Source organism: Pseudomonas sp. SDO52101_S400 (genome assembly GCF_054071635.1).
Map to the genome: position 1 here is coordinate 1 of NZ_JBSVWF010000050.1, position 20,275 is coordinate 20,275.

Annotated in this window: 14 protein-coding genes; 6 read left to right on the forward strand and 8 right to left on the reverse strand. The window is 62.7% G+C overall.

The annotated features are described in order from the left end of the window. Positions 1–103: 103 nt before the first annotated feature. From ACW9HX_RS22095 to ACW9HX_RS22105, 3 genes are all read right to left on the reverse strand, one after another. Positions 104–2,533 (reverse strand): TonB-dependent siderophore receptor, encoded by a 2,430-nt coding sequence (locus tag ACW9HX_RS22095; RefSeq protein WP_457382243.1) that lies wholly within the window; start codon positions 2,531–2,533, stop codon positions 104–106. 99 nt (positions 2,534–2,632) lie between these two features. Next, positions 2,633–3,592 (reverse strand): FecR domain-containing protein, encoded by a 960-nt coding sequence (locus ACW9HX_RS22100; RefSeq protein ID WP_457382244.1) that lies wholly within the window; start codon positions 3,590–3,592, stop codon positions 2,633–2,635. After that, positions 3,592–4,098 (reverse strand): sigma-70 family RNA polymerase sigma factor, encoded by a 507-nt coding sequence (locus ACW9HX_RS22105; RefSeq protein WP_457382245.1) that lies wholly within the window; start codon positions 4,096–4,098, stop codon positions 3,592–3,594. The genes ACW9HX_RS22100 and ACW9HX_RS22105 overlap by 1 nt, the downstream gene beginning before the upstream one ends. Positions 4,099–4,338: 240 nt before the next feature. On the opposite strand from ACW9HX_RS22105, the gene ACW9HX_RS22110 reads away from it, so the two are divergent. After that, the gene (locus tag ACW9HX_RS22110; RefSeq protein ID WP_457382246.1) at positions 4,339–4,779 is read left to right on the forward strand and encodes a carboxymuconolactone decarboxylase family protein; all 441 of its coding nucleotides are present in this window, start codon (positions 4,339–4,341) and stop codon (positions 4,777–4,779) included. A gap of 4 nt (positions 4,780–4,783) precedes the next feature. Here the strand turns inward: ACW9HX_RS22110 and ACW9HX_RS22115 are convergent, their stop codons facing one another. The 3 genes from ACW9HX_RS22115 to ACW9HX_RS22125 form a co-directional block, all read right to left on the reverse strand. After that, positions 4,784–6,376 carry a DHA2 family efflux MFS transporter permease subunit gene (locus tag ACW9HX_RS22115; protein ID WP_457382247.1) on the reverse strand — a complete coding sequence of 531 codons (1,593 nt, stop codon included), beginning with the start codon at positions 6,374–6,376 and terminating at the stop codon, positions 4,784–4,786. Beyond that, the gene (locus tag ACW9HX_RS22120) at positions 6,373–7,494 is read right to left on the reverse strand and encodes an HlyD family secretion protein (RefSeq protein ID WP_457382248.1); all 1,122 of its coding nucleotides are present in this window, start codon (positions 7,492–7,494) and stop codon (positions 6,373–6,375) included. Before ACW9HX_RS22120 ends, ACW9HX_RS22115 begins: the two co-directional genes overlap by 4 nt. A 96-nt stretch (positions 7,495–7,590) precedes the next feature. Beyond that, positions 7,591–8,355, reverse strand: a complete 765-nt coding sequence (locus ACW9HX_RS22125; RefSeq protein ID WP_457382249.1) for an AraC family transcriptional regulator — start codon at positions 8,353–8,355, stop codon at positions 7,591–7,593. A gap of 98 nt (positions 8,356–8,453) precedes the next feature. On the opposite strand from ACW9HX_RS22125, the gene ACW9HX_RS22130 reads away from it, so the two are divergent. The 5 genes from ACW9HX_RS22130 to ACW9HX_RS22150 all read left to right on the forward strand — a co-directional run bounded on the left by ACW9HX_RS22130 (position 8,454) and on the right by ACW9HX_RS22150 (position 17,466). After that, positions 8,454–9,587, forward strand: a complete 1,134-nt coding sequence (locus ACW9HX_RS22130; protein WP_457382250.1) for an MFS transporter — start codon at positions 8,454–8,456, stop codon at positions 9,585–9,587. Positions 9,588–9,692: 105 nt separating this feature from the next. Continuing rightward, complete coding sequence (locus ACW9HX_RS22135; protein ID WP_457382251.1) at positions 9,693–11,420, forward strand: ShlB/FhaC/HecB family hemolysin secretion/activation protein; 1,728 nt, start codon at positions 9,693–9,695, stop codon at positions 11,418–11,420. A 94-nt stretch (positions 11,421–11,514) separates the two neighbouring features. Further along, positions 11,515–15,984 (forward strand): hemagglutinin repeat-containing protein, encoded by a 4,470-nt coding sequence (locus ACW9HX_RS22140; protein WP_457382252.1) that lies wholly within the window; start codon positions 11,515–11,517, stop codon positions 15,982–15,984. A gap of 145 nt (positions 15,985–16,129) precedes the next feature. Further along, positions 16,130–16,864 carry a class II aldolase and adducin N-terminal domain-containing protein gene (locus tag ACW9HX_RS22145; RefSeq protein WP_457382253.1) on the forward strand — a complete coding sequence of 245 codons (735 nt, stop codon included), beginning with the start codon at positions 16,130–16,132 and terminating at the stop codon, positions 16,862–16,864. A gap of 221 nt (positions 16,865–17,085) precedes the next feature. Beyond that, positions 17,086–17,466: a hypothetical protein gene (locus ACW9HX_RS22150; protein WP_457382254.1), complete on the forward strand. Its 381-nt coding sequence runs from the start codon at positions 17,086–17,088 to the stop codon at positions 17,464–17,466. A 99-nt stretch (positions 17,467–17,565) separates the two neighbouring features. On the opposite strand, the gene ACW9HX_RS22155 is transcribed toward ACW9HX_RS22150, so the two are convergent. Both ACW9HX_RS22155 and ACW9HX_RS22160 read right to left on the reverse strand, forming a co-directional pair. Continuing rightward, a complete protein-coding gene (locus ACW9HX_RS22155) occupies positions 17,566–18,588 on the reverse strand; it encodes a GlxA family transcriptional regulator (RefSeq protein WP_457382255.1) in 1,023 nt (340 codons plus the stop codon). A gap of 13 nt (positions 18,589–18,601) precedes the next feature. Beyond that, on the reverse strand, positions 18,602–20,263 hold the full coding sequence (locus ACW9HX_RS22160) for a choline dehydrogenase (RefSeq protein WP_457382256.1): 1,662 nt from the start codon (positions 20,261–20,263) through the stop codon (positions 18,602–18,604). Positions 20,264–20,275: the final 12 nt, after the last annotated feature.

Sequence of the window (20,275 nt, forward strand, 5' to 3'; positions counted from 1 at the left end):
TTTTGATTTCTTGCGGCCAAAGGTCAAGCGAGAAGGCTTAACTGATCGGCATTAGGCCATGGCCTGCTCTTTTTCGTTGGGATGGCGGGTGAGGCAATGCGACTCAGAAATCCACGGTGGCCGAGACTTTCAGGGTGCGCGGCGTGCCCTGAGTCAGGTAACCGCCGTTGGCCGAGGCCCAATAGGCTTCGTTGGCGACGTTTTCCAGATTGGCCCGCAGGGTGATCTGCTTTTCATCCACTTTGAAGGCGTAGCGCGAGCCGATATCGAAGCGGGTCCACGCCGGAATGCTCTGGGTGTTGGCCGCGTTCAGGTACTGACCGCCGGTGCGCAACATGCGGGCGCTGAGGGCGGCGCCTTCCAGCCCCGGAATGTCCCAGTCGGCGCCGAGGTTGAACTGAAAGCGCGGCACCCCGACGGCGCGGTTGCCGTCATTCACACCGTTGCTGCTGCCTTCGAGTTCAGTCTTCATCAATGTCGCGCCGCTGAGCAGGCGCAGACCGTCGAGCGGTTCGCCGTAGACGTTGAGCTCTACGCCTTTGTTGGTCTGCTCGCCGTCGACCCGGAAGACGCCGTCCTGGGTGTAACTCGACGGTTGCTCGATGCGATAGACGCCGAGGCTGGCGCCGTAGCTGCCCATGTCCAGGCGCACGCCGGCCTCGACCTGCTTGCTGCGCACCGGGGCGAAGGTTTCGTCGCGGTTGATCGCGGTGGTCGGCGGCGTCGGGCCCTTGGCCAGGCCTTCGATACGGTTGGCGTAGAACGACACGTGTTCCCAGGGCTTGATCACCAGACCATAGACCGGGGTGGTGATCGACTCGTCATAACTCGAGGTGCGCGCACCGGTGACAGTGCTCCAGCCGTCGACTTTCAATGCCTGGCGACGTACGCCCAGGGTCAGCAGGATGCGGTCGTCGACGAAGCCGAGGGTGTCGGAGATCGCTTCGCTGCGCAGGGTGTTCTTGCCAGTGATGCGCGGGTCATTGATGTCGCTGGCGAACGAGGTGGCGGGCGGGCGAGGCTTGTCGGTGACGTTGTAAAGGTTGGTGCTGTAGCGCGAGGCATTGCCGATGGTTTCGTAGGCCGAGCGTTGCTCGCCCCAGATGCCGGCCCAGCCGAGGTTTAGTTGATGAGTGACGGGGCCGGTGTCGAAGCGACCGTTGAGGCCGGCCATTGCGCTCTGGTTGTCCTCGTCGTGGGGCGAATAGAGCATGCCGCCACGGGCGTTGCCGTTGAGATCGGTGACGGTCAGCGAGGAGTACACGCCGTTCTCGCGGGTGTGTTTGGCGCCGCCGGAAACGTACGCCGTCCAGTTGTCGTTCAGGTCGTATTCGGCCCGGGCCATGCCGAAGGTGTCTTCGAGTTGCGAATAGCTCCAGCTCTGGGCGTAGCTGGCGTTGGCGTGCGGCACCTTGGGGGCTTTTTTCAGGCTCGAATCGACGTAGATCACCGAACGGCCCTGATTGATCACCTGCTTCTGATAGCCGAAGTCGGTGGAAACCCGGAGGCGGTCGCCGCGATAGTCCAGGCCCAGACTGATCAGCGACGAGCGCTGGTCTTCTTCATCCACGGCGGTGTCACCTTCGCGCTGCATCAGGTTGACCCGCGCACCGAAGCGGTTGTCCTCGCCAAAGCGCTGACCCAGATCCAGATGCCCGCCGACCCGACCGTCGGCGCTGTAGTCGAGGGTGACGCTGCGGGTTGGCGTGTCCATGGCGCGTTTGGGTTGCAGGTTGATCCCGCCACCGATGCCGCTGCCGCTCGGGGTCACGCCGTTGACGAACGCGTTCGGGCCCTTGAACAGCTCGACCCGTTCCAGTGCCTCAGTGGCGATGATCTGCCGGGGCAGTACACCGTAGAGGCCGTTATAGGAAATGTCATCGGCGGCCAGCGGCAGGCCTCGAATCATGAACATCTGCGAAAAGTTGCCGAAGCCGTTGGACTGGCGCACCGATGAGTCGTTGAGGAGTACATCGCCGACGGTCTGTGCCTGCTGATCGGCCATGGTCTTGGCGGTGTAGCTGGTGACGCTGAAGGGCAGGTCGCTGACCTCCTGGTTCCCGAGCATGCCGATCTGCGCGCGGCGGGCGACTTGCTCGCCGCCGAAGGTGTCATCGCTGTTGTCGTGCAGGGCGCTGACGGTGGTGGCGCCCAGTTCCAGGGCACCGTCCGCCGCGACTTTTGGCGCCACGGTGTAGCCGTTGTTGCCGGTGCTGACCAGCTCGAAGCCGCTGCCTTCCAGCAAGCGGGAAAAACCGCTTTGCGCAGTGTAATTGCCTTGCAGGCCGGGGCTCTGACGATTGCCCAGTTGCGCCGGATCGAACGACAACGGCACGCCGACGCTCACCGCAAATTGCGCCAGCACATGGCTGAGCAGGCCGGGGCCGATGTTGACGCTCTGGCTTGAGCTTTCGCTGGCGCTGTCGGCGGCCAGGCCGAGGGTTGGCAGCAATGTGCCGAAGGCCAGGGCGAGGCTCAGGTTCAGGGCCTTGAGCGGGAAAGTGGCGGAGCGGGGCGGGGGCAATGCGGTCATTCGGCGATCCTGTCGGGCGCGTGGAATCAAAAGGTCTATCCACTCACCGAACGAGACGCGAAAAGGTATCAGTGAACATCGAAAAGTTTTTTGCCGGGCTCAGACACGGGGTTCGACCGACAGCCAATAGCGGGTCCGACTGTTGATGTTCAGCGGCAGGGTGTCGCTGAGCAGACGCAGGCTGGCGTCGGTGTCGCGCAGGGAAAACGCCCCGGACACACGCATCGCCGCGACGTCCGGATGACAGCGCAAGACGCCCCTACGATAGCGGCTCAATTCGCCGAGCAATTCGTCCAGGCGCATGTTGCTGGCCAGCAGCATGCCTTTGTCCCAGGCCAGGCTTGCGGTGTCGAAGGTTTCGGCGCTGTCGAAGCCGTTCAGCTTGAAGCGCTGTCGTTCGCCGGCCTTGAGCATCGCGCTTTGCTTGAGCAATTCCGGGGTGATTTGCACCTGGCCCTCCAGCACCGACACCAGGCTGCGCGAACCCTCGGTGCGCACGCAGAAACGTGTGCCGAGCGCACGGGCCAGGCCCTGTGGTGTTTCGACAATGAACGGGCGTGCGGCGGCGTCAACGGCGGTGTTGATCAGCACTTCGCCGTTGAGCAGCAAAACTCGACGCTCGACCGGGCTGAAAGCGATGTCCACGGCACTGTCGGTGTTGAGCAGCAGTTGAGTGCCGTCCGGCAATTGCAGGGTTTTCTGTTCGCCGACGGCGGTGCGCTGATCGGCGGTCCATTGCTGCCACGGCACGTGTTGCGAGGCGATGCCCAGTGGCCCCGCCATCAACAGGAGGCCGAGGCGGGTGAGGGTCTGGCGACGGCTGAGGCCTTCCTTGTGCGAAGCCCGTTGCAAGGTCTGGATCGCCACATTGGCTGGCACACTACGCAAATCCCCCAGCAGCGCTTCGGCCCGCAGCCAGGCCTGGGCGTGTTCGGCGCTGCGGCTGCGCCATTGGGCGATGGCCTGATGATCGGATGGCGAGGCGGTGCCCGAATGCAACTGCACCAGCCAGTCGGCGGCTTCACCGAGAATCTGTGGGTTGATCATCGACGAACTCATCAGGCGACACTCAGGCAGGCAATGAATGCGGCGCGCATGTGGCGCTTGACGGTAATCAGCGACACATTCAGGCGTGTGGCGATCTGCGCGTAGGTCAGGCCTTCGATCTGTGAAAGCAGGAAGGTATCGCGGGTCTGCGCCGGCAACTCACGCAGCAAGGCTTCGATGCGCCACAAAGTTTCGAGAATCAGATAGCGGGTCTCCGGCGACGGCACATCAGCGGCGGGCAGGCTGGCGATGGTTTCCAGGTAGGCGCGCTCGATGTCCTGACGACGCCAGCGGTCGATCACCAAGCCCTTGGCGATGTGCGTCAACAGCGCCCGGGGTTCGCTGCCCAGCGGCTTGATGACTTGACGGGTGAGCAGGCGCAAGAACGTATCGTGCGCCAGATCGGCTGCATCGCAGCGATTGCCCAACTTGCGCTGCAGCCAGCCCTGCAGCCACCCGTGGTGTTCGCTGTAGAGCGTCTGGACTTGCTGATTCAACGGCTGATCGAGGGACGACATGAAGAGCAGATACTCGTTTCGGGCATCCGTTGCCAGGGGTGCGATTGTGAGTGCGACTTGGGTGCAATTAAGAATTGATCGCATTCTAGTGGTACAGAACGAGCGCTGGCAATTGCCCCCTGACACTTTCTTTTCTGACGTCAGCGAAGTGGCCTACTCGTCTTCCGGGAGATTGGCTATTTGCCTGGCCCGGCCCCGGGACTAACGTAGCCACACATTCACTCGCCCCGGAGAACCACCATGAAACCTCGTGCCGATTTCTACACTGCTTCCCCAGACGCCCTGAAAGCGATGATCGCCCTGGAAACCGCCGTCTCGAAGCTGCCGCTGGAAAAGTCCCTGATCGAACTGGTCAAGCTGCGTGCCTCGCAAATCAACGGCTGTGCGTTCTGCATCGACATGCACACCGCCGACGCGATCAAGGGCGGTGAAACCCCACGCCGGTTGTTCGCCGTAACCGCATGGCGCGAAGCCCCGTTCTTCACCGACCGCGAACGCGCCGCGCTGCTGTGGACCGAGTCCCTGACCCAACTGAGCCTGACCCACGCCCCGGACGAAGATTACGAAGCGGTCGCTGCCCAGTTCTCGCCGAAAGAAATGGTCGACCTGACCGTGGCCATCAGCACCATCAACAGCTGGAACCGTCTGGCCGTGGGCTTCCGTAAAACCCCGCAGGCCTGATCGATCAATGTGCATCGGCACTCGGCGCGGCCGGTGGTTGCACCTTGCGCATCAAGGGCACCATCGCCGTGGCGATGACGAAGCACACCATGATCATCAGGAACGTGTCGCCATAGGTTTGCGTTTGCGCCTCGCGGTAGGTCAGCAGCCATAACTGATGCAGGCCGGCGGTGATGCCGACATCACCGCTTTGACCCAGTGCGGCGAAGTTGCCGCCGACCTGGGCCAGCCACTGATTCAACGCTTCGTTGCTGCTGTTCAGATGCTCGGCCAACCGCGTGAAGTGCAGGTTGGTACGGTCGTTGAGAATGGTCGCGCACGCGGCAATTCCGATTGCACCGCCCAGGTTGCGCATCAGGTTGAACAGGCCCGAAGCGTGCTTCAACCGCGCCGGCGCCAGCCCGCCAAGCGTCAGCGTCACCGCCGGCGGCACCGCCAGTTGCTGGGCAATCCCGCGCAGGGCTTGCGGCAGCATCAATTGCCCGGCGCCCCAATCGTGGGTGATCGGACTGAATTCCCACATCGACAACGCAAACAACGCCAGGCCCGCCATCATGATCCAGCGCAGATCGAGGCGGTTGGCCAGAAAGGCGTACAGCGGAATCGCCATGATCTGGAACACCCCGGTGGAAAAAACCGCCAGGCCAATGTCCAGCGCACCGTAGCCGCGCACCCGGCCGAGAAACAGCGGCGTCAGGTAAATCGTCGCGAACAGGCCGATGCCGGTGACGAAGGAAAAGAAGCAGCCGAGGGCGAAGTTGCGATCCTTGAGGGCGCGCAGGTCGACGATCGGATTGGCCACGTGCAGCGTGCGGCCGACGAATGCCACGCAGGCCAGCGCGCTGATCCACGCCGTGGTGAGGATGGTCTGGTCGCTGAACCAGTTCCAGCGCGGGCCTTCTTCGAGGGTGTATTCCAGGCAGCCGAGAAACAGCGCCAGAAACACCATGCTCAGATAGTCCGCACCCTTGAGCAGCGACAGTTCCGGCTGGTCGATCTTGACCAGCATCGGCACCGCAATGGCGACGAAAATCCCCGGCACCAGGTTGATGTAGAACAGCCAGTGCCAGGACGAGATATCGGTGATCCAGCCGCCGATCACCGGGCCCAATGTGGGCGCCAGCGAAGCCACGGCGCCGATGGTCGCGGCGGCGATCACCCGCTGTTTGCCGGTGAAGAAAAAGAACGCCGTGGTGAACACCAGGGGAATCATCGAGCCGCCGAGAAACCCTTGCAGCGCCCGAAAGGCGATCATGCTCTGGATGTTCCAGGCCGCGCCGCACAACAGGCTGGCGAGGGTAAAACCGACCGCCGAAGCGCAGAACAGCCAGCGCGTGGAGAATACCCGCGACAGCCAGCCCGACAGCGGGATCACGATGATTTCGGCGATCAGATAACTGGTCTGCACCCACGCCGTTTCATCGGTGCCGGCGGACAACCCGCCGCCGATATCGCGCAGTGAGGCCGAGACGATCTGAATGTCCAGCAGCGCGATGAACATGCCGATGCACATCGTGGCGAAGGCAAACACCTTGGTCGCCGTCGCCATTTCGGCGGCATTGAACGGCTGCGCGGGGACGGCGAGGGCGCGGCTCATGGCGCGCTGGCCACGGCGGTGGTTTCTGGCTGGGCGCGGGTGTCGACTTCAGCCGTCACCGACAGGCCCGGACGCAGGTGGCCGAGCACGCCGTCGGCCGGGTCGAGCAGGATCCGCACCGGTACACGCTGGACGATCTTGGTGAAGTTGCCGGTGGCGTTTTCCGGCGGCAGCACACTGAACTGCGAACCGGTGGCGGGGGCGAGACTGTCGAGGCGGCCGTGGAATTCCTGGCCGGACAACACGTCGGCGCGGATGCTCACGCGCTGGCCGGGTTTCATCCGCGCCAGTTGGTCTTCCTTGAAGTTGGCATCGACCCACAGGCCGCTGGCCGGCACCACCGACAACTGTTGCGAGCCGGCCTGGGCATAAGCGCCAACCCGCGCACGGCGGTTGCCGATCACGCCGTCGACCGGGGCGCGCAGTTCGGTGTAGCCGAGGTTGAGTTGCGCCAGATCACGTTCGGCCCGGGCTTGCTGGAGGGCGGCGCGAGCCTGTTGTTTCTGGGTTTCGATCACGGTGAGCTGGCGTTGCGCGGCCAGCAGTTCGGCCTGGGCTTTTGCGCTCAGGGCTTGCGCGGTCTTGAAGGTGGCGTCGGCCCGTTGCGCGCTTTCCACCGAGACTGCATTGGTGGTCACCAGACGTTTGTAGCGCGCGTTGTCGTCTCGGGAACGAGCAGTTTCGGCGCCGGCGGCATCGATGCCGGCACGGGCCTGGCCGATCACTGCTTGTTGCAGTTGTTCGGTAGCGTCCAGGTTAGCCAGCAGCGCTTCTTCGGCGGCAACCGCGCCTTCAGCCTTGGCCAGATTGGCGCGGTAATCGCGGGCATCGAGGCGGATCAGCACGTCGCCGGCCTTCACTGGCTGGTTGTCGCTGACCAGCACTTCTTCGATGTAACCGGCGACTTTCGGCCCGATCACTGTGACGTCACCGCCGATGTAGGCATCGTCAGTCTCCTCAAGAAATCGTCCGGCGCCCCACCAGTGCACGGCATACAGCCCGGCGAACACCAGCGCGGCCAGACCCGCAGTCGGCAACAGCAGGCGTTTGAGCAGGGGAGGTTTGGGAGTGCTGACCGGAACGGCGAGATCGGGTTCAACGGTGGGCATGCTGGTCATGGCGTAATACCTGCGAAGCGAGGTTGTTATTACGGCTGTAATATGACGCAGGTAATATTTCGTAGCAAATGATTTTTGCTGCCGGTCGTCGTTTGCTTATCGCAGCCAGTTGCCGGGCGTCGTGCCGGTCATGGTCTTGAAGAACGCAATAAATGCGCTGTCGCTGGCGAAGCCCAGTTCAAACGCGCAATAGCCGAGGTTGCGGCCGGTGGCGAGCAATTCCATGGCACGCATCAGTCGCCACTGCTGGCGCCATTGTTGATAGCTCATGCCGGTTTCGCGCTGGAAGATCCGGCCGATGGTGCGGCTGCTGGCACCGATCTGTTGTTCCAGCACTTGCAGCTCTGGCGGCAGTCCTTCGGGTTGCGCCAGCAAAGGTGTCAGACGTTTGTCCTGAGGCAGGGGCAACAGCATCGGTTGCTGCGCCGCGTCACGGATTTCACTCAGGCACAGCCCCAGCAGATGGATGAATTTTCCCTGTTTCCAATCGGTGTCGAAATCGGCGATCGCAATCGGCTCCAGCACGGCACGCAGCAACGGGCTGACTTCGATCACGCAGACCTGCTGCGGCAAGTCCCGGCACAGTTCGGGGATCAAAAAGATTGAGCGGTAATCGACACTTTGCTGCATCACCGCCCGATGCGTGACCCCGCCGGGAATCCACGCGGCCCGCGACGGCGGCAGCAGGCACAACTGCTGCGCCAGTGTGATGCGCGTGCAGCCCTGTCGGGTGTACAGCAGTTGCCCGCGCTGATGTCGATGTAACCCCGAGTCGTGATCGCCAAGGGTGGAAGCGATGCCGACCACCGGCGCCGGAAAGCGATCTGGATCAAAACGGTCGTGGGCATCGAGCCAGGCCATGGGTTGTCCGATTTCAACGATAAATTGTCAGGGTTCGGATAATACGTCAGTCATGACTTTTTAAACTCCTCGGCGGTTCAAGTTGAGGAGTTATCGTGATGAACAACAAGAAGCTTTTGATGTTGGCAATTGCGTTGCTGATGTTCCCGCAGATCGCCCAGACGTTGTTCAGCCCGGCGCTGGGAGATATCGGCCGAGTATTTGATGTTGGCCCGCAAGCGGCGGCGCAAACCCTGTCGGTGTACTTCCTGGCTTTCGCGTTTGGCGTGGTGACGTGGGGCCGGGTGTGTGACCGGATCGGCCGGCGGCCCTCGATGCTCGCCGGTCTGGCGATTTATGCGCTTGCCTGCGTATTGGGCTTGAGCGTTCGCAGTTTCACCGGTTTGTTGATGGCCCAGGCGCTGGCGGCATTCGGTGCCGCCGTCGGCTCGGTGGTGACCCAGACGCTGTTGCGCGATCGTTTTCGCGGAACGGAACTGGCCCAAGTGTTTTCTCTGGTGGGCATGGCGCTCGCGGCCAGTCCGGCCATCGGCCTGTTCAGCGGCGCGAGCCTTGTTCAGGGTTTCGGTTATCGCGGTGTACTCGTTGCGCTGTTGTTGCTGGCTTCAATCTTGTGGATCTGGAGTTGGCACAACCTGCCGGAAACCCGTCCGCCGCAACACACCTCCTTCGGCCTGTTCGCAACCATGGGCCAGATGTTGCGCGATCCGGGCATCTGGCGTTCGGCGCTGTGGATTGCATCGTTCAACGTAGCCTTGTTCAGCTATTACAGCCTCGGGCCTTATCAGTTCGAACGCCTCGGCTTGAGTGGCGAGTGGTTCGGCTACAGCGGTGTGATGCTCGCGCTGGCCTCAGGGTTTGGAGCATGGCTCAACAAACGCTTGCTGCGAATCGGTTACCGGCCGCTGCAGTTGATTCGCCTTGCAGCCTTCACCGGGTTACTCGGTGGCATCGGCGTGTGGCTGTTGCAGGCGTATGTCTGGTTCGTGCTGCCGATGCTGCTGGTGGTACTGGCGCTCGGCATGGCGATCCCGAACATTCTGGGCGCAGCACTGAGCAATTACGCGGATCGATTGGGCACGGCCGGCGCATTGCTGGGGCTGTTTTATTACCTGCTGATCGGCGGGGGATTGATGATGGCGGCGTGGTCTCAGGCCCTCGGGGAAACCCTGATGATCTGCAACTTGCTGGCGTTATCGCTGGCGATCCGCGCTAAAAACGCATTTGTTTAAGAAATGTAAGCAATGTAGGAAGCGTCTTGCATTTGTGTAGGAAGGCTCTGACTATCACTGCAATTGATGGGATGGCATTAAGCCATTTGATTGCAAGGATGTTGAGTGCCGTATTCGATTCGCGCTGTTACCCGTTGTAGTTTCCTGCCTCGCCCGCTGTTGTCGGCCTTGTTGTTGAGTGTGTGTGCGCCCAGCGTTCTCGCCGCCGAAGCTTCAGCCCCTGGCCAGGAAGTGCTGCGCCAGCAACAACTGCAACAGCGCGATCTGCAACAACTGCAACTCGAACAGCGCAAGCGGCAACTGGAGCGCGGCGCGTTCGGCCCGGCGCCTGCCACCTCGGCCGTTCCAGAGTCGATCAAACCCGACGAACGCTGCTGGCCCTTGAGCGGCACGCGCATCGGCGGCGTTACGCTGATCGACAAAGACAAACTCAACGCCCGAATCAAACCGCTGCTGGCGCCGTGCATGGGCGTCGGGCAGATCAACCATTTGCTGGCGACCATCACCGCGCTGTACGTGGAGAAGGGCTACATCGCCAGCCGGCCGTACCTGAGCAGCGCGCCGGCAGCGGGGCAGTCGCTGGATATCCTGGTCGACGAAGGTTATATCGAGTCCATCGAGCTGGCCGACCAGAGCCTGCCGGTGTCCCTCGGTGGCGCGTTTCCCGGCATGCTCGGCAAGCCGCTGAACCTGCGGGACCTGGAACAGGGTCTGGATCAGTTGAACCGTCTGCGCTCCCTCGATCTGACCGCCGACATCGCTCCCGGCAGTCAGCCGGGCGCATCAAAAATCATCCTGCGTTCGCGTACTTCGGGGCAGTCGCGCTGGGCCTTGGGCCTGGGCGCGGACAACCTTGGCAGCGCCAGCACCGGTCGTGACCGCGACACGCTGAGCCTGACCCTCGACAGTCCGCTCGAACTCAACGACCTGCTGAGTATCAGCGCCAGCGACACCCTCAATCAGGGCGACCGCTACAGCCGCAACGCCAGCCTCTACTACGCGATTCCTTACGGCTACTGGACGTTCAGCACCTTCGCCAGCCACGCCGAATACCGCGCGCCGTTCAAGCTCAGCACGCTGACCTTTCACAGCACCGGCATCACCGATCAGATCAGTCTGCGCGCCGACCGGGTGTTGTGGCGCGACCAGAGCCATCAGCTCAGCGCCAACCTGCAACTGGCGCACAAGGATGTCGACAGCTATCTGGAAAACGTCCGGCTCGGCATTCAAAGCCCGACCCTGACCGTGGCCGAGGCCGGGATCAATCTGTTCTGGCTCGACCGGGCGGTGTGGAACCTGGATTTCAACTATGCCCAAGGCCTGCGCTGGCTGGGGGCCGACGACGATGCCGATCGCCAGGTCAAGAACCTGCCCAAAGCACAGTTTCGCAAGTACCGCGCCGGCCTCAGCCAGTGGCGCAACGGCCAGCTCGGCGCGCAAGCCTGGCAATGGCAGAGCCAGCTCAATTTGCAATACAGCCCCGATCCATTGCCGGCGATCGAACAACTGCTCGGCACCGACGATTCCGCCGTGCGCGGTTATCGGATCAGCAGCGCGTCGGGGGCCAGCGGTGCGATCTGGCGCAACACCTTGCGCCTGCCGCTGCGCAGTGATTTGCCGGTACAGCTCACCCCGCGCATCGGCCTCGACCACGGCTGGATCAAGGCCGATCACGGCGCCCCGGTTCAACGCCTGAGTAGCGCCAGCATCGGCCTCAACCTGGGTTGGAAAAACCTGCAGGTGGATGTCGATTACCAGCGCAGCCTCAACACCCCGACCGGCCTGCACCGCGAGCCTGAAACCTGGCTGATGCGGGTCGGATTACAGATATGAACGTCAGTGAACAACAGCCATCGGACCTGAGCGCGACAGCCGTGGCCTTCTACTCAACGCGCAACGTGATGCCGCACTACATGGAGAGTTTTTTATGCCAATGAATACCTTTGCGTTTCATCTTTCCCCACGGGGCAAACTGCGCTGGGCCATCGCCAGCCTGTTCCTGGTCGCTCACCTGCCGGGCGCCATGGCCGGCGGTGTAGTGGTCGCGCCCGGCCCCGGCGGCACCGCGCAACTGCAAACCCAGGGCGGCGTCCCGATCGTCAACATCGTTGCGCCCAACGGCTCGGGCCTGTCGCACAACCAGTTCCTCGACTACAACGTCGACCGTCAGGGGCTGGTGCTGAACAACGCCTTGCAGGCCGGGCAATCGCAGCTCGCCGGGCAACTGGCGGCCAACCCGCAATTGCAGGGCCAGGCCGCGAGCGTGATCCTCAACGAAGTGATCAGCCGCAATCCGTCGGCCATCAATGGCGCCCAGGAAATCTTCGGTCGCGCCGCCGACTATGTGCTCGCCAACCCGAACGGCATTTCGGTGAACGGCGGCAGTTTCATCAACACGCCGAACGCCAATCTGGTGGTCGGCCGTCCCGAGCTGAACGACGGCAAACTGCAAGCCCTGAGCACCCGCGACGCCACCGGCCAGTTGCAGATTCAGGGCGGCGGGCTGCGCAATGGCGAGGGCTCGATCAACCTGATCGCACCGCGCATCGACAGCCAGGGTGCGATCACTGCCCGTGATCAACTGAACCTCACCGTCGGACGTAATCAGATCGACTACGCCAGTGGCCAGGTGAAAGCCGTGGACCCGGCGGGCAACACCACCGATCAGCGGATCGACGCCAGCCTGTTCGGCGCGATGCAGGCCGGGCGCATCAACATTGTCAGCACCGCGGAAGGCGCGGGCGTGAAAGTGGGCGCGGTGCAAGTCGCCGGACGCGACGGTGTGCAGATTCGTTCGGCTGGCGACTTGAGCGTCAGCGGCCAGGCGATCCCGGACAGCCTCGACGTGACCCGTGCCGGCATTCGCAGCAGCCAGGGCGACGTCGGCCTGCACAGCGGCAAGGACCTGACTTTGGCCGCCACCGACGTCAGCGGTCGTGACGTGAAGGTCGATGCCAAACGCAATCTGACCCTGAGCACCGTCGAAAGCCGCAAGCTCCAGGAACAGCGCGAGAACTGGAACAACAGCACCATCGGCATCACCTGGGAAACTTACGAGCGCACCAAGACCGACAGCGATTCGCGCCAGCACGGCACTCAGATCATCGCCAGCCGCGACGCGCAATTGTCGTCCGGCAAAGACACCGAACTGAAAGCCGCCAAGGTTGAAGCGAAGAACAACCTCAGTGTGCAAAGCGGCGGCGACCTGCGCCTGACCGCCGCCACTGAAAGCCACACCCAGACCGATCAGGGCAAGCACCGCAAGCACCTGTGGAAAGCCGACTGGGACAGCAGCAGCGAAGAGCAGCGCAGCATCAGCAGCCAGTTGAAGGGCGGCAACATCGCTCTGCAAACCGCCGCGTTGCTGCGCTCCGAAGGCGCCGAGCTGAACAGCGCCGGCGATCTGCAACTGGCCGGCAAACAGGTGGAAATCACCACCGCGACCCGCACCAACCGCAGCAGTGACAACCGCTATTCCGGTGATCTGGTCGGCGGTGGCTTCTTCGGCAAGACCGGCGATGCCGACAAGGGCCAGACCCAGCATCAGGGCAGCAAGATCAACGCCGCCGGCAAACTGGTGGTCAAGGCGGACGAGGTGCGCATCAGCGGCAGCCAGGTGCGTGGCGCCAAGGACGCCAGCGTGATCAGCGACAACGGTTCGCTGACCATCGACGGCGTGCAGGACACCTCGCACAGCAATAACCACGACAAGGACAGCAAGTTCTTCGGCATCACCAAGGACGAGTCCCGGCAGAACAGCAAGGACAGCACCACGGTGCGCAGCGAGCTGGTGTCGGACAGCAACCTCAAGCTCAAGAGCGCCAAGGACATCGAAGTCGCCGGTTCCACGGTCAAGGCCGGCGGTTCGCTGACGGCAGATGCGGCCGGTGACGTGAATGTGCATTCGACGCAGAACACCCACGACAGCAGCAACAGCACACAGACCCGTGGCTTCGACGCCTATGCCAAGGAGCAGACGGCGGAGCAGTATCGCGCCGGCGTGCATTACGAAGACAAGGCGCAAACCGTCACCGCCAACGACGTCACGCAGCAGGCTTCCAGCCTCAGCGGCGGCAGCGTGCAGGTGAAGGCGGGCGGCGACGTAACGCTCAAGGGCACCGAGGTGAAATCCACCGCTGGCGACACCAGCCTGAGTGGCAAGAACGTCTCGTTGCTGGCCGAGCAAGACAGCCACAGCACCTCGACCGAAACTCGCAGCACTGGCGGTGGTTTCTACTACACCGGCGGCCTTGACCGCGCCGGCAGCGGCGTGGACTTCTCGCACAGCACCTCACAAGACACCACCAGCAAAACCAACGCGCAAACCACCGGCGTGCAGAGCAGCGGCAGCCTGAACATCAACGCTGACAAACTCGTCACCGAGGGTGCGCAACTCAAGTCCGGCAACGGTCTGAACGTCGCCGCCAACGAAGTCGACAACCGTGCCGCCAGTAGCACCGAGAGCAGCACTCACAATGAGAGCAACTGGTCGGCGGACATCGGCGCCAACGTCGAGTACAAAGACATCGCCCGGCCTATTGCCGGCGCGGTGAAAGACGTGCTCGACGGCAAGGTGCCGGACAAGGACGCACTGGCCAGTCTCGGTCAGCCGAACGTCGGTATCGACGTGGCGGTCGGTCATGCCAGCGCCGATAAAACCGAGCAGAGCAGCAACGCGGTGGTCAGCCAGTTCGACGGCAAGACCGTGGACGTGAAGGTCGGCGGCACGCTGCACGATCAAGGCACGCAATACAACGCCAGCGGCGGCAAAGTGAACATCAGCGCCGACAAACTGGTGGCCGATGCCGGGAACAACACTCGCAGCAGCACCGAAAAATCGGTGGATGCCAAGGTCGATGTGCGGGTCTACACCAAGACCGGCGAAGACGTGAACGTGGCCGGCAGCGGCGCGGGCGGCAGCAGCCAGTCGAGCAAGGACAGCTCCACGGCGGTGGTCGGTGGTTACGCTGGCAATCAGGGCGTGAACATCAATGTCGGCCGCGACGCACAGTTCGAAGGCAGCCGTTTCGACGGCGGGCAGGGCGCTGTCAGCATCAAGACCGGCGGCGATCTGGCCCTGAATCAGGCCAACGACCGCCAGAGCAGCGACAGCTCCAGCCTGCGTGGCAACGGCTCGCTGACGGTCGGCACCTTGCCGGGCACCGACGGCACCAACGTCGATCTCGGCGCCGGGTTCCAGCTCGATCACAAAGGCAACAAGACCACCGACAGCCAGGCGCACGTCGCCAGCCTTAGCGGCAACGGCCCGGTGCAACTGAGCAGCGGCGGCAATCAGGTTCAGCAGGGCACGAAGATCGACAGCGCTGGTGCTATCGACCTGAAGGCCGACGGCAAGCTCGACCTGCAAGCGGCCACCGACACGCACGTCGCCACCGGCAGCAATCTCGGCGGCGGTCTGAAGGCGGGCGGCAGCAAGACCAGCAGCGAGAAGAGCCGCGATCAGGGCGGCAACCTCAGCGGCAACTTCAACATCGGCCGGGTCAACGAGAACTCGCAAACCCTTACCGGTGGCCAACTCAACAGCCAGAACGGCATCGCGCTGAGCGGCGACTCGGTGCGCCTGCAAGGCACTCAGGTCACTGCGCCAAACGTCGGCATCGATGCGCAGAAGGGCGGTTTCGTTCAGGAGTCCGCGCAGTCCACCGACAGCCGTAACAACTGGAACGTCGCGTTGAATGCCGGTGGCAATCTGAGCAAAAGCACACCGACCGCCGCCGATGAAAAAGTCAGCAGCGATCACGGCTTCAATGCCGGGGCCAAGGTCGGCGTGGACTACCTGCAAGGCACCACCCAGCAGAACAGCCAGATCAAGGCTGACACGGTGGTGTTGAACAGCGCCGGCGATGCGAGCCTGAGCGGTGCACGGATCGATGCGCGCAATGTCAGCGGCAAAGTGGCCGGTGATCTGACGGTCGAAAGCCGTCAGGACACCAGCAACCACGCCAAGCTCGATGTGGATCTGGGCCTGACCGCCAAGAAGACCCCAGCCGACGACAAGGGAAAACTCGCGGGCACCGATTACAAGCCAACGCTGAAAGTCGATGGGGAATACGCGCACAAGGACAGTGTGAAACAGGCCTCCGGCATCAGCGCTGGTCAGGGTGTGAATCTCACTGTCGGCGGCGCTACGCGGCTGACCGGCGCACGGATTTCCGCCACCGAAGGCAAGGTCGATCTGGGTGGTTCGAAGGTCAGCAGTACCGACCTGAGCAACCGCGACTACGGCGTGAAAGCCGGGTTGGATCTGCCGCACAAAACCGAAGAAAACGCACCGAAGGTGTCCTTTGAAAACGGCAACCTGAATGTCGGCCCTGTGACCTTGAGCGGTCATCTGGACAGTCAGTCCCTGCAAGCCGGGATCGACGAAAAAGGCTGATTCACCTTCAGTGAAACCGGCGGGAGCGAGCCTGCTCGCTCCCGCTTCTGATGAACACCCCGCTCAAAACGGCAGCCACTGTCGTTTCCCGTCAAGTCGATAAAAGCTTGCGCTCTACACTCGGGTGAAACCGGGAGGCTGCGCCATGCACGACAACGTCGAACACCTGAGAATCCAGCTGGCCTGCGCCCTGCGCTGGGCCGCGCGCTTGAACCTGCACGAATCCATCGCCAACCATTTCAGCGTGGCCACTTCACCGGACGGTCGCGAGTTTCTGATCAACCCCTACGGCAAACACTTCTCGCGGATTCGCGCCAGTGATCTGTTGCTGCTCGACGCTGACGATCCTTCCAGCCTCGACCGCCCGGACGCGCCGGACATCACCGCCTGGGCCTTGCACAGCGCCTTGCACCGCAACCAGCCTCAGGCCCGGTGCATCCTGCACACCCACAGCAAATACGCGACGACGCTGGCCTGTCTGAAGGACTCGCGGCTGCCACCGATCGAGCAGAACAGCATGCGGTTTTTCGAGCGGGTGACGATTGATGACGGCTTTGACGGCATGGGCCTCGGGGTAGAGGCTGAGCGGGTGAGCAGACTGCTCGGCGACAAGCCGATCCTGCTGATGGGCAATCATGGATTGCTGGTCGCGGCACCGAGCGCAGCCCAGGCGTTTGATGATCTGTATTACTTCGAGCGGGCTTGCGAGGTGTACATCACCGCACTGGCGACCGGGCGTGAGTTGCGGGTGGTGAGCGATGAAGTGGCGCGCAAGACCTGCCGGCAATGGCTGGATTATCCGGGGTTTGCCGATAAGCATTTCAACGCGTTGATGGGCATCCTCGACGAAGAGGAACCGGTCTACCGCCAGCTGAATTAGCGATGGGTTCTCGGATGACTGATCCAGAGCCCGCGCGGATTCGTGCCACAGTGAAATTGAGTTTGGCTGGAAGAAGCAAATTGTTATAGCGAATTGTTCTTGCTGGGCTGTCAGTTCTGACAGTATGCAAAAAGCTGATGAGGAACGACGATTGGCTTGCGGTGTGTGGTTCCGATTGAACCTGCGCTGACATCAAACCAATCAATTCAGGGAGCTGAAAAATGAGCGACATTACTTTTCCAGACGTATTTAACGGTGTGATCAATTGCCGTTCCAATCCAATGAACGGCGTTAGGGTCCAAATTGGACCACTGACTGGTGCGCAAATCGGTGGCGTGTTGAAAATCACATGGCAGGGATACAGTGATCGCAGCGGCACGGTACCCATCCCCGGCACCCAGACATCGCTGAATCGTTTTATTACCCAGGATGAAGTCGACAACGGATTAGAACAAACCATCGGTGACTGGCTCGCAAATATCAAACCCATTCGAGTTGGCTCGGCTCGTGTTGACTTCACGATCAATGGCGGTGGGGGGAACAATGCGTTGGTGGAGGTCTTTTTATTGAATGCAGCTGGTGAATCGTGCGACGAGGTCTGAACGCACCTCGTTCGAGTTTCAACAATGTCTGCCTGTTGCAGGCATTTTTTTGCCAGCAAGGCATTGCGCAATGTCACGGGTGAACGGCCGCTCTTCGTTTCAAGGTGCCTTGCCCAGCGGCTGGCGCATCACCGGCGCGCTCCACGCCTGACGCCGATCCTCACTCGGCGGGCAGCCAAAACGCGCGCGGTAAGTGCGGGAGAAATGCTCCAGCGATCCAAACCCCGAACACGCGGCCACCTGGGCCACGCTCATCTGTGTCTGTTGCAGCAGGTTGTGCGCCCGGGCCAGACGCAGGGTGATGTAGTACTTGAGCGGCGAGAGCCCGGTCTGATGCTTGAACTGACGCTCCAGTTGCCGTCGCGACAGGCCGACCTCGCTGGCAATTGCTTCGCAGTCCAGCGGTTCTTCCAGAGCCTTTTCCATGAGTTGCACGGCGCGGCGGATCTTGCTGCCGAACATCCCGCTGTTGCCCGGGCCACTCTCGAGCTGATTGTCCGCCGGGGCGCGCATCTGGCCCATCAACAGGTGCAGGCCGATTTCCCGGGCCAGGTCTGCATCGAAGCGCTGGCCGATCCAGCCTAGCAGCATGTCGAGAATGGTGGTGGCGCCGGCGCAGGTCAGGCGCTGGCGTTCGAGGGTGTAGAGCTGCGGTCGGGCGCGGATCTTGGGGTAGCTTTCCTGAAAACCCTGCAGATTGTCCCAATGCACCGCCGCTTCGTAGCCGTCGAGCACACCGGCGGCGGCCAGCAGTTCGGTGCCGGTTTCCACGCCGATCAACACCGCGCCGAACAGCGCCTGTTTGCGCAGCCAGCTCTTGAGCGCCGGGTTGCGGCTGTGCTGATGCACCTCGAAACTGGCCAGCACCACGCAGGCGTCGAAGGCCTGTTCAGTGTTCAAGCCATCTTCGGCGATGTTCACCAGACCGTTGCTGGCGGTCACCGGACCGGGCTGTAAGGACAACAGTGTCCATTCGAACAGCGTGCGCTGGCTCAGCCAGTTGGCGATGGCCAGCGGTTCCAGCACCGCCGCCAGCCCGAAATTGGAAAACGCCGGCAATAACAGCACCGCCACTCGCAGCAGTGCTTCATTGTGCGGTACAGCTTCAGTGGATCGGGTCATCGCCATCTCGGCTTTATCGTTGTTCGGTTTGCCAGTGCGGGTTGATCCACACCGGTACATCGAGGGCTGGCAGCGGGCGGAGGTTGCGGATCAGGTCACTGGCCTTTTCCGCGATCATCACCGTCGGCGCGTTGGTGTTGCCGCTGACGATCACCGGCATGATCGACGCGTCCACTACGCGCAAGCCGTCGAGGCCGTGCACTCGCAATTGCGGATCGACCACCGCTTCAGGGTCGCCCACCGGGCCCATCTTGCAGGTGCCGCTGGCATGGTAGCCGGTTTCCGTGACCTGCCGCGCCCAGGCGTCGAGCTCGGCGTCGGTCTGCACCGAACGGCCTGGCACCAGCTCCTCGCCCTTGAACGGAGCCATCGCCGGCTGCTCGATGATCTCGCGCACCAGCCGTGCCCCGGCGCGCATGTCGGCGCGATCCTGCGCGGTCTTCAGGTAGTTGAACAGAATCCTTGGCGGCCGCCGCGGTTCGGCGCTGTGCAACGTCACGCTGCCCAGGCTGGTGGGGCGCATCAGGTCGATGTGGATCTGGAACGCGTGGGTCGGCACCCGCTCGACGCTGCCGGGTTGCACCGCCAGCGGCATGAAGGTCAGCTGCAGATCCGGGTGTTCGACACCGGCCCGGGAACGCAGGAACGCGCCGGCCTCGAAATGATTGCTCGCCGCCAGGCCGTCGTGGCGCACGAACCAGCGCGCACCGATCCACCATTTGCCCGGCGCGGTGGTCCAGCGATACAGCGACACCGGTTGCTGGCAGCGAAATTGCACCACCGCATCCGGGTGATCGTTGAGACGTTTGCCGACGCCCGGGAGGTCGTGCACGACGCTGATCCCGAGGTCACGCAGTTCTGCCGCCGGGCCCACGCCCGAGAGCAACAGCAACTGCGGCGAATTGATCGCCCCGGCGGTCAGCAGCACCTCCCGGCGGGCGCGGACGGTGTTCGTTTCGCCGCTCTGTTCATAGTCAATCCCGACGGCTCGTCGACCCTCGAACAGGATGCGTAGCACCAATGCATCGGTGACCACCCGTACGTTGCCCCGCGCCAAAGCTTCGCTGAGATAACCGCGCGAAGTGCTCCAGCGCCGACCGTTGCGTGTGGTGCGATCCACCGGGCCGAAAGCTTCCTGACGGTAACCGTTCAAGTCCTCGCTGATGCCATAACCGGCCTCGGCCCCGGCCGCGATGAACGCCGCGCACAACGGTATACTGACGTCGCCGGGGGTGACGTGCAAATGGCCGCTGGCGCCGCGATAGTCATCGCCGCCGTCGGCATGAGTCTGCGCACGCTTGAAGTACGGCAGCACTTCGCGATAGCTCCAGCCGGTGCAGCCTTGCTCGGCCCAGCCGTCGTAATCCCGGGCATGGCCACGGATGTAGACCATGCCGTTGATCGACGATGAACCGCCGAGGGTGCGGCCTCTTGGCGTACCGATTCGCCGGCCGTCGAGGTACGGCTCCGGCTCCGATTGATAACGCCAGTTGTAGCGCGACCCGCCCACCACAAGGCCCACGGCGGACGGCATATCGATCGTCCAGCTCTTGTCCTCGGGCCCGGCCTCCAGCAGCAGGATTCGCACGTTCGGGTCTTCGCTCAGGCGGTTGGCCAATACGCAACCGGCCGAGCCGGCGCCCACGATCAGGTAATCAAACCCGGTTTCGTCCATGGTTTGCTCCGT

Coding starts and splice junctions, on each gene's coding strand:
- ACW9HX_RS22140 (WP_457382252.1), top strand. CDS start 11,515: ATGCCAATGAATACCTTTGCGTTTCATCTTTCCCCACGGGGCAAACTG.
- ACW9HX_RS22115 (WP_457382247.1), bottom strand. CDS start 6,376: ATGAGCCGCGCCCTCGCCGTCCCCGCGCAGCCGTTCAATGCCGCCGAA.
- ACW9HX_RS22125 (WP_457382249.1), bottom strand. CDS start 8,355: ATGGCCTGGCTCGATGCCCACGACCGTTTTGATCCAGATCGCTTTCCG.
- ACW9HX_RS22155 (WP_457382255.1), bottom strand. CDS start 18,588: ATGACCCGATCCACTGAAGCTGTACCGCACAATGAAGCACTGCTGCGA.
- ACW9HX_RS22110 (WP_457382246.1), top strand. CDS start 4,339: ATGAAACCTCGTGCCGATTTCTACACTGCTTCCCCAGACGCCCTGAAA.
- ACW9HX_RS22150 (WP_457382254.1), top strand. CDS start 17,086: ATGAGCGACATTACTTTTCCAGACGTATTTAACGGTGTGATCAATTGC.
- ACW9HX_RS22120 (WP_457382248.1), bottom strand. CDS start 7,494: ATGACCAGCATGCCCACCGTTGAACCCGATCTCGCCGTTCCGGTCAGC.
- ACW9HX_RS22095 (WP_457382243.1), bottom strand. CDS start 2,533: ATGACCGCATTGCCCCCGCCCCGCTCCGCCACTTTCCCGCTCAAGGCC.
- ACW9HX_RS22130 (WP_457382250.1), top strand. CDS start 8,454: ATGAACAACAAGAAGCTTTTGATGTTGGCAATTGCGTTGCTGATGTTC.
- ACW9HX_RS22145 (WP_457382253.1), top strand. CDS start 16,130: ATGCACGACAACGTCGAACACCTGAGAATCCAGCTGGCCTGCGCCCTG.
- ACW9HX_RS22160 (WP_457382256.1), bottom strand. CDS start 20,263: ATGGACGAAACCGGGTTTGATTACCTGATCGTGGGCGCCGGCTCGGCC.
- ACW9HX_RS22100 (WP_457382244.1), bottom strand. CDS start 3,592: ATGAGTTCGTCGATGATCAACCCACAGATTCTCGGTGAAGCCGCCGAC.
- ACW9HX_RS22105 (WP_457382245.1), bottom strand. CDS start 4,098: ATGTCGTCCCTCGATCAGCCGTTGAATCAGCAAGTCCAGACGCTCTAC.